4 protein-coding genes are annotated in these 13,017 nt (G+C 75.4%); all 4 read left to right on the top strand.

The genetic code is table 11. From position 1 onward, the window contains the following. Window positions 1–2 precede the first annotated feature (2 nt). Genes DFJ69_RS11245 through DFJ69_RS11230 form a run of 4 tightly spaced genes read left to right on the top strand, consistent with a single transcriptional unit; the run spans window position 3 to window position 12,694 of the window. Window positions 3–4,883: a DNA-binding protein gene (locus tag DFJ69_RS11245; RefSeq protein ID WP_116022426.1), complete on the top strand. Its 4,881-nt coding sequence runs from the start codon at window positions 3–5 to the stop codon at window positions 4,881–4,883. Between the two features lie 22 nt (window positions 4,884–4,905). Continuing rightward, the gene (locus tag DFJ69_RS11240) at window positions 4,906–6,066 is read left to right on the top strand and encodes an AAA family ATPase (protein ID WP_116022425.1); all 1,161 of its coding nucleotides are present in this window, start codon (window positions 4,906–4,908) and stop codon (window positions 6,064–6,066) included. Further along, on the top strand, window positions 6,063–10,127 hold the full coding sequence (locus DFJ69_RS11235; protein ID WP_245974253.1) for a vWA domain-containing protein: 4,065 nt from the start codon (window positions 6,063–6,065) through the stop codon (window positions 10,125–10,127). Before DFJ69_RS11240 ends, DFJ69_RS11235 begins: the two co-directional genes overlap by 4 nt. Then, window positions 10,124–12,694, top strand: a complete 2,571-nt coding sequence (locus DFJ69_RS11230; RefSeq protein ID WP_116022423.1) for a collagen-like domain-containing protein — start codon at window positions 10,124–10,126, stop codon at window positions 12,692–12,694. The genes DFJ69_RS11235 and DFJ69_RS11230 overlap by 4 nt, the downstream gene beginning before the upstream one ends. Window positions 12,695–13,017: the final 323 nt, after the last annotated feature.

Raw genomic sequence — 13,017 nt, 5'->3', positions numbered from 1 at the left:
GCATGAGCGAGAACGACGAGGCCGTGGAGCTGCTGCTGGCCGGGGCGGTGCTGCCGCCCGGGACCGAGGGCGCCAGGGAGCGGGCGGTGCCGCTGACGGCGCGGGCGTACCGGCATCCGGCCCTGGAAGACCGGGTCGTGGTCCGGCTGGTGGCCGCCGAGCTGGGGGCGGCGGAGGACCTGGCGGCCGGGTTCCTCGGGCTGGAGCCCGCCGGTGAGCCCGAGGTCGTGGGCCTGGGGATGCGGGCGTCGCTCGGCTTCCCCGAATGGGTGCTGGTGCATCACCCCGAGGACGGCCATCACGCGTTGGCGGTCGTACCGGAGCTGGAGCACACGGCGCGGCGGATCAAGTCCAAGCCGCAGGCCGCGCTGGAGGCGTACCTGGAGCTGGCGGAGCGGTTGGCGGCGTCGGTGCCGCACTTCCTGCCGACGTTCTACGAGCAGGCGGCCCGGCGGTTCCTCGCGGTGGAGAACGCCACGTACGCGTCCCGGATGTTCACCCGCGCCCGTCAGGCCGAGGTCGAGTACGGGCTGCCGCTCGACGAGGAGCGGCTCGACACGGTGTTCCTGGAGTTCGCGCTGGCGGGGGCCCTGCCGGTGAAGGCGCTGTCCGGGTACGCCAAGGAGCTGGCCGCCCGCGTGTCCGCCGACGAGGCGCTGCGCCGGTTCGTTCGGCTGTGCGTGCGGCGCACGGCGGGCGGGCTGCCGCCGTCCGCGCAGATGGCGGGCGACCTGCGGCGGCTGGCCAGGGCGGCGGGTCGCGACGCCGCGGAGGTCGAGCTGGAGTACGTCGCGGAGATGCTCGCGCTGCCGGCGACCGCACGCGCCCCCATGGGCTGGTGGAAGGGGCACCGCGCGGTCGTCGTGACCCTGGCCGAGCGGCGCCCCGAGGTGCGTGGAGCGCTGCTGAGGCTCATGCCGGAGTCCGACGACGGCATGCCGGCCCTGTGGCTGGAGATCCTGGAGGCCTCCGGCGCCGCCGTCGCGCTCGTCGACCCCGACGCCGTGCCCGAGGAGTCCCGCCCCGAGGACGGCAGCGCGGGCTGGCTCGAGCGCTTCCTGTCGTTCTGCGGCTCGGGGTGGCGCTCGAACCCGACGCCTCCCGCCCTGTACCCGCTGGTCGAGCGCATGGGCGGGCGGCTCCGCGCCGAGCTGAGCGAGGGCGACAGGGCCATGGCCGTCCCGAGGGACGTCGACATGCTGGACCTGCTGCTCGCGATGAACGTCCCGGTGGCCGACCCGGTCGAGGGCCTGGCGCTGACCCTGGAGGCGTGGGCCACGGGCGAGGACCGGCGCGACCTGGTGGCCCTGGCGGCCGACCCCCGCTTCCGACCCACCTTCCACCGGGGCGCCGACCGGATCTCCGACGACCATCACGGTCACCGCACGCTGCGGGCGCTGGCCGACTCCCCGGGCGGGTGCCCGATGCTGACCGAGTGGGTCGGCGAGGTCGCCCGACGCTCGATCGCCGCCGGGCTGCCGGGCCTGCCCGACGCCCTGGAGCGACTCGGCTGGCTGCCCGGCGAGGTGCTCGCCCTGGCGGAGGACGAGGTCCGCGCCGCCGCCAACGCCGATCTGGCCCTGATCACGGCGCGGACGCTGCGGACCGGTCTCTTCGACGAGCTGTCCTGGCCCGCCTGGGAGGACGCGGCCACCTCCCTGGTCGCCCGCAAGGACGTGGACGACATCGTCGTCGCGGAGGCGTGGCCGTACCTGGTCGTCGCCGGCCCCGGTCAGGCGCGCGTGCTCGCCGCCGAGGGCACCGTGCTCACCCACGATCTGCGGATTCCCGCCGACGACCTCTCCGGCGACCCCGGCTTCCACTACGTGGACGACGAGCTGCTCGTGTACTGGTCGTCGCGGCGGTCCGGCCACTCGTTGCGCGGCTACTGGCACACGGCCGCCGACAAGATCCAGAGCATGGAGTCGGCCGGCGGCGTCCGTGGGACGCGCATGGACTGGTATCGGGCCGACGAGACGGTCAGCCTCCCCTTGCCCGGCGGTGGGCGCGCCACCGGCGGCGGGGTGCTGCACCGCGGCGACACGGTGGTGCCCCCGCAGTCGCCGATCATCTCCGACGGGACGTCGTTCTGGGTGTGGGCCTGGGACCGCCACGACGAGACCGGACGCGGCTGGCACGAGTACGACCCGACGAGCGGACGGCGGGGCCGCAAGGGGATGCCCGGTTTCCTCGCCGACGCGCTCCGTGACGCCCCGGCCGGCGCCGAGTTCGTCGACGGCCGGGTGCTCCCCGTCCCGTTCACGGAGGCCACGCCCGTCGGCGCGCCGGTGGACGGGCTGCTCGGCCATCGGATCGTGCGGCTGCCCGATGGCACGTTCCGTCGTGAGAACCTCGCCGGCGACACCGTCACGGTGCCGTCGGGGGTGCGGGCCGGCATCGTGTTCATGCCCGGCGACGGGACGCCCCGCACGGTCGTCCACCGCCACTATCGGCTCGAGATGATCGACCCCGAGGGTGTCGTCACCGCGATCGTCCAGACCGACAAGGCCCCGGGCCCGTTCGCCGAGGGCACCGCGATCCTGCCGCCGATCAACTACTGGCACTGCCTGCGGCCCCGTGACCCGCAGGGGTCCGCCGCCCTGCGCCACATCGACCGCGACACCGTCGCCGCCCTGCTCAAGGCGGCCGTGTCCGGCGACGAGGACCTGCCCGGCACCGTCCGTACGCTGCTGCCGCAGATCACCCACGAAGCCCTCCGCGTCGGCGTGGCAGGGGTGGTCGAGTACGCCGCCGTCCAGCAGGCGCTGCTGGACTCCACCGCCGAACGGCTGGAGCGGGCCCTCTCGGGGGACGTCGCCGAGGAGGGCCCGGCCGGCCCCACCGACAAGCTGCTGAACGGCGCCCTGAGCGGCCTGCGGGGCTCGGACTACACCTGGTGGTACGGAGCCGAGCACGAGACCAACGTCTTCGGGCAACTCCGCGTCCTCGCGAGGGCGCCGGCCGATGAGGAGACGGAGGCCCCGGCGGGTGCCCTCCACCTGGACGGCGCACCGCTGCCCTGGTCCAGGGTCGAATGGGCCCCGCTGCTCGACGGTTGGACGGCGGTGCTGTACCGGGCGGTCACCGCGGTCATCCCGCAGGAGCACCGGGAGACGCTGGAGCGGCTGCTGCGCGAGTTCGACGCGCTCGGCCTGCTCACCGCGACGGAGCCGGGCCGGTGGCGGCGGCTCCGGGTGCATCTCGACAGGGCGGTGCTCACCACCTCGACCGGCGAATGGCGCGAGGGCCATCGGTACGGGGTGCTCACGTTGGGCGGAGGCGCGTTCCTGGCGATGATCGGGCAGGAGCAGACCGAGACCGGCATCGAGTTCACCACCCTGTTCCACGACCCGGCGGGCCGGTTCGACGTCCCGGCCCCGTACACGGTGCGGTCGTGGGACCCGATCAGTGTGTCGGAGGACGGCCGACAGCCCGTCGCGCTGCTGGCCGAAGCCGCCGAACGGGGGCCCGCCCCGTGGTTCCCCGAGGCGGCCGACGAGTTCGCGCGGCTCACCGGGGTCACCCTGACGACGGCTCGGCTGGTGGTCGCCGGGATGCCGTTCGGCGGGTCCGGCGAGCGCAACTTCCTGCCGCCCGAGATCCGCACGACGCTCGGCGTGAAGGTCGCCGACGCCTCCTTCGCCAGGGCCGAGCTGTATCGGCTCGACGAGGGTGTCCGGCGTTCCGTCGTCGGGGCGCTGCTGCCCGCCGAGCCCGCTCGACTGTGGACCGACGGCCCCGACGTCGCGGCGGCCGCCGCGACGTGGAACCGGCTGGTCGGCAAGCGGGTCGCGGTCCCCGAGGAACTCATGGTCGAGGCGTCCGCCGCCGTGCGGACCGGCTGGCAGGCCGGCCTTTCGCTGCCCGCCGTGCTCGACCCCGCGAACGCGCCCGAGCTCGAGCGCGACATGGCGTGGACGGTGCGCGGCGACCGCGTCGCGCCCGAGATCGAGAACGACACCGGCTTCACCGCGACCACGCTCATCGGGGCCGTCGCGATGACCGCCTGGCTCGCCCACCGGCTCCCCGCCGGAGACCCGCTGCGGGCCGCGCTCCCCGACACGCTCACGGCCGTCCGCGCCCGGCTGGCCAACCCGAAGCTGATGCTCGGCTTCGAGCGGTACATCAACCTCCCGCAGTTCCGCAAGGTGGCGGGTGCTCCGACGGAGACCGGCGAGGGCTTCGAACGGTACGGCGCGGTGGTCCTCCCCACCCACGACAACCTGCCGTACCCGGGCATCCGCACGGCGCTCCTCGACACGGCGGGCGGCGACCCGTACCTGCCCGTGCTGCGCGGCGAGGCCAAGGGCCCCTTCCCCGCCGAGCTGGCCCTGCGCACCGCCCACGACCCCCGGTTCGCCGCTCTCCTGGCCGACCCCGGGGAGCCCGCCTCGGGCGAACGCGGCCCGGACGGCACCTGGTGGCCGCAGAACCCGGCCCTCTCCGTCCCCGACCTCGTGGCCGAGGCGGCCGAACGCCACGGCCTCGGTGAGGACGCCGCGGTCCTCTACCTGATGCTGCTCGCCATGCCCGACCCCACCGACCGCACCACCGCCCGGTGGACGGGTTGGAAGCCCGCCCGCCTCAAGGCCGCCCGCGCCGAGCTGTCCGCGACCGACCTCGTCGTCGAAGCCCGCCGCACCCGCGCCGGCCGCTCCCTCTTCCTGCCCGGCGGCTGGACGCCCGCCAAGGCCCCCCGGCTGCCGATGGAGGAGTGGAAGCTCCCCCTGTACGACCTGGCCGAGGGCGAGGCCGCGCCCCTCGGCGTCGTCGTGCCGGCCGAGCCGGTCGCGGACCTGTACCGCCGAGCCTGGCGGCGCATCCGCGAGGACGACACACCGCGCTACGCGGAGCTGCAGGTACGCCGTGGCCGACGCCGCTGAACCCCTTCCCGGAGGAACCCCGATGACTTCCACCGCACAGGCGACCGCCGTCCCGGCCCGGCAGGTCATGCCCGCCGAGGAACGGTACGCCGAAGAGCTGGCCTTCCTCGCCGCCCACGACGACGGCCCCCGCCCGCCCGGCTGGGCGCTGACCCCGCGCGCCGTGGTCACGTTCATCTGCGGCAGCGCGGGGGAGACGCTGCGCCTGCCGAAGGCCGTCGCGTCGCTGCCGCGCTCCCTGGTCGTGCCCGCCAAGTTCGTCGGCGAGCGCGCCCTCGTCGAACGCTGCGTGGTCACCCTCGCCGGGGAACGCGGCCTGCTGCTGGTCGGGGAGCCCGGCACCGCCAAGTCGATGCTGTCGGAGCTGCTGGCCTCCGCCGTCTGCGGCACCAGCGCCCTCACCGTGCAGGGCACCGCCGGCACGACCGAGGACGCGTTCCGCTACGGCTGGAACTACGCGTTGTTGCTCGCCCAGGGCCCCACCCCGCAGGCGTTGGTCGACTCCCCGGTGCTCACCGCGATGCGCTCCGGCCGGGTGGCCCGGGTCGAGGAGATCACCCGCTGCCTGCCCGAGGTCCAGGACGCCCTCGTGTCGATCCTGTCCGACCGGCGGGTCAGCGTTCCCGAGCTGGCGGGCACCGACGACGCCCAGGTCGCCGCAGCGCCCGGCTTCACCGTCATCGCCACCGCCAACCTGCGCGACCGGGGCGTCTCGGAGATGTCGGCGGCCCTCAAGCGACGCTTCAACTTCGAGACCGTCGAGCCCATCGCCGACGCGGAGGCCGAGGCCGCCCTCGTCCGAGGCCAGGCGACCGCCGCCGTCCAACGCGCCGGGGCCTCCTTCGCGGTCGACGACGCGGTGCTCGACGCCCTGATCACCGTCTTCCGCGACCTGCGCTCGGGCCGCTCCGCCGAGGGCTGGGACGTCGAACGCCCCGGCACGGTCATGTCCACGGCCGAGGCCGTCCAGGTCGCCACCTCGCTCGGCGTCGCCACCGCCTACCTGCCCGTCGGCGACGCGCTCGACCTGGTCCCCGGGCATCTGTTGGGTGTCGTGCGCAAGGACGACCCGACCGACCACACCCGGCTCCTCGGCTACTGGGACGGCCCGGTCCGCCGCCGCGCCGAGGACGGCTCGGCCATGTGGCGCCGCCTCTGGGACCTGCGGGAGAACCTGCGTTGACCCCCTTCATGGACGTCGGCGACCCGCGCGTCGCGGTGGACGACCTCGCGGCGTCGTCGCGGCCCTTCCTCATCGGCGTACGGCACCACAGCCCCGCCTTGGCCGTCGTCGTCCCGGCCCTGCTGGACGCGGCGGACGTCGACGTGCTGTGCGTCGAGCTCCCCGCGGACTTCCAACGGTGGCTCCCGCATCTCGCGGCCCCCGACACGCTCGCGCCCATCGCCCTCGCCGGCGCGGGCGAGGACGGGCGGCTGGGCTTCTACCCGTTCGCCGACTTCTCCCCGGAGCTGGCGGCGGTCCGCTGGGCCCGGGAACGCGGAGTCGAGGTGCTGTGCTGCGACCTCCCCTTGTCCGACCGGGGTTGGTCCGCCGCCTCGAAGCCGTCGTCGCCCGTCTCCGTGTTCGCCGACGCCCTCGCGGCGTCCGGCACCGGACGTGACGGCGACGACCTGTGGGACCGGGCCGTCGAGGTCCTCGCCCCCGGCTGCCCCCCCGAGGCGATCCGCCGAGCCGCCCTCGGCGTCGGCTGGGCCCTCCGCAGCGACGCCGAGTCCTCCGGCGGCGTGCCCGCCACCGACCTGGCCCGCGAAGCGCACATGCGCACCGTCGTTGCCGAGGCCGCCTCCCAGGGCCACCGCGTCGCCGCCCTCATCGGCGCCTTCCACGCCCCGGCCCTCCTCACCCCGGCCTCCGCCCTCGGGCCCGCCTCGCCGGAGCCGGGAGCGGCAAGCGCGCGGAGCTCCACGTCCTCCACCGGTTCCGCGCCGTCCTTCAGTTCCGCGCCGACCTCCGGTTCCGCGTCGACCTCCGGTTCCGCGTCGACCTCCGGATCGGCGTCGGGGTCTGAGTCCGCGACGGCGTCCGGCTCTTCAGCGGCTTCCGGGAGCGTACGGGGTTCTGCTTCACCCGCCGGCTCCGCGCCGATCGCCGGTGCCGGGTCTGAGTCCGCGACGGCGTCGGGCTCGTCGGCGGCTTCCGGGCCCGTGCCGTTCCCCGACTCTGCTCCCGGATCGGCGCCTGGTCACTCGGCGGCGTCGTCTGGTTCCGAGGGGGTGCGGAAGGCCGTGGCCGGCTGTGCGGAGGGGATGGAGGCGACGACGTCGCTCGTGCCGTACGCGTTCGATCTGTTGGACTCGCGGTCGGGTTATCCGGCGGGGATTCGGGACCCGCGCTGGCAGCAGGCCGTTCTCGACGCGGGTGGGGATCCCGCTCGGGTACGGGAGGCGGCGGGGACGGCGATCACCGAGATCTGCCGGGCGCTGCGGGCGGCCGGGCACACGGCGGGGACCGGCGAGGCCGCCGAGACGCTGCGGGTCGCCGGTGACCTGGCTCGGTTGCGGGGGTTGCCCGCGCCGGGCCGGGGCGAGTTGGTGGAGGCCGTGACCACCGTTCTCGGACAGGGCGAGCCGCTCGGGCGAGGGCGGGCGTTGGCCAAGGCCCTGCAGACGGTCCTGGTCGGGGCGCAACGCGGTCGGGTGGCGCCGGGCACGCCGCGTTCCGGGCTCGGGCCGTCCGTGGAGAAGGAGTTGGCGGAGCTGCGGCTGCCGTGCCCGGAGTCGCCGGAGGCGCGCGAGGTGCGGCTCGACCCGTTCCGCTCCGACCTGGACCGGCGACGCGAGGTCCTGCTTCAGCGGCTCCTCGTGTGCGGCGTCGGCTATGGGGAGCCGGTGGCGGTGAGCGGTACGGGCGACGGGGCCGCGCTCACCACGCGTTGGCGCCTGTCCTGGACCCCGGCGGTGCCCGCCCGGCTGGACCTCGCGGGCGTGCGGGGCGTCACCGCCGCCCAGGCCGCGGCCGGCACGCTCGGCGAGACGTTCCGCCGCGAGACCGCCGACGGCGGGGCCACCTGCGCGCAGACCCTGGCCGGCCTGCGCGCCGCCGCCCGGTGCGACCTGGCGGACCTCGTCGCCGACCGGCTCTCCGACGCCGCCGACGTCCTCCCGGCCGCCGGCACGCTCCCCGAGCTCCTCGAGGGGCTCGACCTGCTGGAGGCCCTGCGCCGCGAACACCTCCCCGGCACCACCCCCGACCTCCGCGAACGGGCCGCGCAGCTTTCCGTGACGCTGCTGGACGCCGCCGTCCGAGCCCTGCCCGGACTCGCCGGCAGCGACCTCCCCGAGGACGCCGCCGCGCTGGTCGACCTCGCCATCCGGGCCGGGGAGCACCGCTTGGGCCTGCGCATGGACGACGCCCTCGACTCACTCGCCCGTACCGGCTCCCCGATGATCCGCGGCGTCGCCCTGGCGGTCCGCGTGCTGCTCGACTTGGACGGCTCCGACACCGTGGGCGTCCGCGCCGCCGGGTGGATCGACACTGCCACCGACCCCGAGGCCCGCCGCCGCCTGTCCCGCAGCCTCACCGGCCTGCTGACCGCCGCCGGCCCGCTCCTGCAGAACGCCCCCGCGGCCCTCGACCCCCTCATCGACCGCATCGACGGCCTGTCCGACCGGGGCTTCCTCGACCGGCTGCCGGCCCTGCGCGGCGGCTTCGACGCCCTCGCCCCCGCCGCCCGCGGCCGCCTGCTGGACACGATCACCGAACGCGTCGGCGACCGCATCGATCTTGACCTGGACACCTCACCGGCCCTGCTCGCCCTCTGGACGGGGGCCGACACCGAGGCCCTGACGACCCTCGACACCCTGCACTTGGAGACCCGCCGCACGACCACGGAAGTCGACGCCCCGCGCTCCCGTCCCACCGAGCGTCCCGGGGGGCACGCTGGTGAGGTCGCCGGGGCCGGGGAGCCGGCTGCGGAAACCGTTTCCGCGCACCCCTCGGGCGGCTCACACGACCGTTCCCGAGAACGTCCCGGGGCGGGGGCCGCCGGTGCGGCGGCCAGCCTTCGGGGCCGTGCCGACGAACGTTCCCAAGAACCTCTCGGGGGCGGTCACGAACGTTCCATGGAGGGCCCGCCGGCAGGGGGAACGGCTCCTCCGGGGGTGCGGCTCGTTCCCGCCGACAGGTGGCGGCTGCTCCTCGGCCGGGAGACCGAACGGCTCTCCGGCGGCGCGCGCTCGTACGCCCATGCGCTGGACGAGTTGTACGGCGCGGGTCGCGGTGAGGGAGCCGCCGACTTCGGGCCCGCGCCCGGGGCCGGCGGTGGACGCGAGACGTCGTTCCCCACGGCGCGGGAGTGGGCGGACGAGCTGGAGGCGCTGTTCGGCACCGAGGTCCGCGAGGAGGTGCTCGCCAAGGCCGCCGACCTGGGCCGTACCGACGTGCTCGCCGAGCTGCACCCCGACGCCGTACGCCCGTCCGTCGAGCTGCTGACCTCGGTGCTGTCGCTGGCGGGGGGCATGCCCGAGCAGCAGCTCGCCCGCCTGCGCCCGCTCGTCCGCCGCCTGGTGGACGAGCTCGCCAAGGAGCTGGCCACCCGCCTGCGCCCGGCGATGACCGGGCTCGCGACACCCCGTCCCACCCGACGTCCGGGCGGCCGTCTGGACCTGGCTCGTACGCTCCGCGCCAACCTCGCCTACACCCGCAGGCTCGACGACGGGCGGACGGTCGTCGTCCCGGAACGTCCGGTGTTCAGCACCCGCTCCCGCAGGGAGGCCGACTGGCGGCTGATCCTGGTGGTGGACGTGTCCGGGTCGATGGAGGCGTCCGTCGTCTGGTCCGCCCTCACGGCCGCCGTGCTGGGAGGGGTTCCCACCCTGTCCACGCACTTCCTGGCGTTCTCCACGCAGGTGATCGACCTGACCGACCGGGTCGACGATCCGCTGTCGCTGCTCCTGGAGGTACGGGTCGGCGGCGGCACCCACATCGCCGCGGGGCTCGCCCATGCCCGTTCGCTGGTCACGGTGCCGAGCCGCACCCTGGTCGTGGTCGTCAGCGACTTCGAGGAGGGGTATCCGCTGGGCGGTCTGCTGGGGGAGGTCCGCACGCTCACGTCGTCGGGCGTCCATCTGCTGGGCTGCGCCGCCCTGGACGACACCGGCGCCCCCCGCTATTCCGAGCCCATCGCCCGCCAACTCGCCGCCGCCGGAATGCCCGTGGCCGCCCTCAGCCCGCTCGCCCTGGCCCGCTGGGTCGGCGACCGCCTCCGCGGAGAACCCCGATGAGCGCCACCGCCGACAGCCCGCTGCCCCCCGCCGCGCCGGACGTGGTCGCCGCCGCGGTGGAGGGCCTCACCTCGCGTCTCCGCAAGAAGCTGGACGCGGCGGTGGAACAGTACGCCGCCGCGCCCGTCACGCTCGGGGACGACGGCTCCCTGTCCGTCCGCTGCGGCGAGGACACCACGGTCACCCTGACGCCCGGTCCCACCGGCACCCTCACGAACGCCGACCAGGCCACCTGCACCTGCCTGCTGTCCCCGCGCTGCCTGCATCGCACCGCCGTCCTGGCGTCCTGCCCGATCGCGGACCCCGAGGCGCCGACCTCAGAACGACCGACGACCGTCGAGCCCGGTGTCGCCGTCTCCGTGGGGGCGGAGACCGTTGATGCCGCCGGGTCTGCCGTAGAGACCGGAGACGTCGCAGGTCCAGGGGCCGCCCCGTCTGCCGGGCCTTCCGTAGAGACGGCCCGTGGCGGGGCCGGGGCGACCATGCCCACCGGGTTCGAAGGGTCTGCCGCAGGGGGGCGTTCTCGTGGAGGGGCCGCCGAGGGCTCCGGGGCGGTGGCTGCGGAGGACGCGATCAAGCCGCTCACCCGCGCGCAGGTCGCCGCGGCCGCCGGGCTGATGGAGGCGGCCTCGGCGGTTCTCGCGGCGGGAGTGCCCGCGGCGGGCGCGGTGCCGCAGGCGGAGGTGCTCCGCGCCGCCCACACCGCCCGTCTGGCCGGCCTCTACCGGGCCGAGGCCGCCGCCCTGCGCGTCGTACGGGGGCTGCGCGCCGCCCGGGCCCGCCAGGACGGGCACCGACCGGCCGACCTGGCCGACGCGTTGCGCGAACTCCTGCTGACCACGAGCCTCCTGACGGCCGGACGCCCCGACCCGACCCTGGTCGGCACCGCGCGCCGCGCCTACGGGCAGGGCAGCAGCCTGCGCGTCCACGGGGTCTGCCGCGAGCCGGTGATCAGCGCCACCGGGTACGGCGGCGTGGTCACCCACCTCCTCGCCGAGGACGGCCGCTGGTTCTCGATCGCCGACGTCAAGCCGGGCGGCCCGGGTCGCGCCCGCGGCGCCGCGAACGCCCCGGTCGCCATCGGAGGCGCGACCCTCGACCACGCCCGCCTGGCCCGCGCGGGCCTCCTCATCGCCGGCGCCACCATCTCCCCGGACGGCCGACTGGGCTCGGGAAAGGGCGTCCGGGCCACACCCCTTCCGGGAATGCCCTGGTCGGACGCCCCCGCCTCCCTGTTCGGCCGCCCCCTGGCCGAATCCGTCGCCGACCGCCTCAGTGCCGACCCGAGCGCCGACCCGGAAGAGAACGCCGCCCAGGCCCGCCGACTCGTCGGCTGCGACCTGGTCATCCTCGGCCCCGCGGGCGACCACGTCCTCGCCCGTGAACTGCTCCCCACCCCGAACACATCAGAGGACCCGCCCCACGGCCCCACACCGGGCACGGCGGCCCCCTCTGACACAGCGGGTCCATCAGGCACGGTCCCATCAGACGCGGCGGGACCGTCCCGCACGGCGGGTCCATCGGGCACGGCGGGTCCATCGGGCACGGCGGGTCCATCAGGTACGGCGGGTCCATCGGGCACGGTCCCATCAGATGCGGCGGGACCGTCCCGCACGGCGGGTCCATCGGGCACGGCGGGTCCATCGGGCACGGTCCCATCAGATGCGGCGGGACCGTCCCGCACGGCGGGTCCATCGGGCACGGCGGGTCCATCGGGCACGGTCCCATCAGACGTGGCGGGACCGTCCCGCACGAGGGCCCCTTCCAGCGCGGCGGCCTCGTCTCACGCGGCGTCCGACACGGCGACCCTGCCCGACGAGGCGGCCTCGGCCGGGGCCGAGGGCTCGGACGGCGTCGAGGGCTCGGATTCGGAGACGGCGGCCGTTCCGGGGGGCTCGTTCGTGCACGGTCGGGATGGGGAAGAGCGGTGGGGGCCGCTGGTTCGGTTGACCCCGGCGCTGGGGCATCCCGACCTCGCGCATCTGAGCAACCTTCAGCAGCTCGCCGCACGGCCCGGCCTGCGGATACGGGTGGTGGGGCGGCTGGAGCCCGACCGGGCGGCCACGCTCAGCCCGTTGGCCGTGGGGCCCGTGCCCGGGGGAGGGGCCACCCTGCGCCTCCCCGCGGAGTGGCAGGGGCACGCCGACCTGGGATACGACCGGCTCCAAGGGGCGCATTTCCCGTCCGTGACCGAATTGGTGCCGCCACCGGTCGTTCCGGACGGCCCCGATCCCCTCGCGGCCTCACCGTTGTGGCGGGTGCGCCGGTTGGTCGAGCTGGCCGTCGCGGGTGGTCGCCGTGCGGTCGCCGAGTCCGTACGCGGCGGTGGGTTCGGCTCGCACGCGGCGACCCTCCGCCGCGCGGGTTTCCGGACCGCCGCCGAGCTGGCCGCGGAGCTCGGCACCGAGGCCGACCGGAGGTCCCGTGACGTGTTCGGCCGACTGGACGAGCCGGACCCGCGCCGCTTCGCCTCGGCCTGGCTGGCCGCGGCCGTCCATCTCACCGTGGCGGAGCAGGTGCTGATCCGCGCCACCTGGCGCGCCGTTCACGAACGGGAGGAGGCCTGAGCGACGGGCGTGGGGCCGGGCCGGCCGTCGCTCCAGGCCCGAGACCGCTGTGGAACGGGGCCGAACACCCGCTCGCATGGCGACTTCGCCCATGAATAATCCATTTTGTCTTGCCGGTTCGAGCGGCCTTTCATTGGCTACGACATAAATGCCGGAAATCCTCCTGCTAAAGTTCCGGTCAACGGACGGCGGGGGAAGGAAAAGCGTGTGTTGAGCTGGAGTGAACGGCGCATCGCCATCCTGGCGACGGCTTTCGGTGTGGTCGGTGCGGGGGTCGGTCATGTCGGTACGGGCACGGCGCATGCCGTGTTCGCCCCTCGGTC

Origin of the sequence: Thermomonospora umbrina (genome assembly GCF_003386555.1) — a bacterium.
GTDB lineage: Bacteria > Actinomycetota > Actinomycetes > Streptosporangiales > Streptosporangiaceae > Thermomonospora > Thermomonospora umbrina.
Note: the sequence above shows the minus strand (reverse complement) of the source record. Positions and strands in the feature narration are given on the sequence as shown.

Bases quoted from the DNA above. Each gene is read 5' to 3' on its own strand.
- DFJ69_RS11230 (WP_116022423.1), top strand. From the start codon at position 10,124: ATGAGCGCCACCGCCGACAGCCCGCTGCCCCCCGCCGCGCCGGACGTG.
- DFJ69_RS11245 (WP_116022426.1), top strand. From the start codon at position 3: ATGAGCGAGAACGACGAGGCCGTGGAGCTGCTGCTGGCCGGGGCGGTG.
- DFJ69_RS11240 (WP_116022425.1), top strand. From the start codon at position 4,906: ATGACTTCCACCGCACAGGCGACCGCCGTCCCGGCCCGGCAGGTCATG.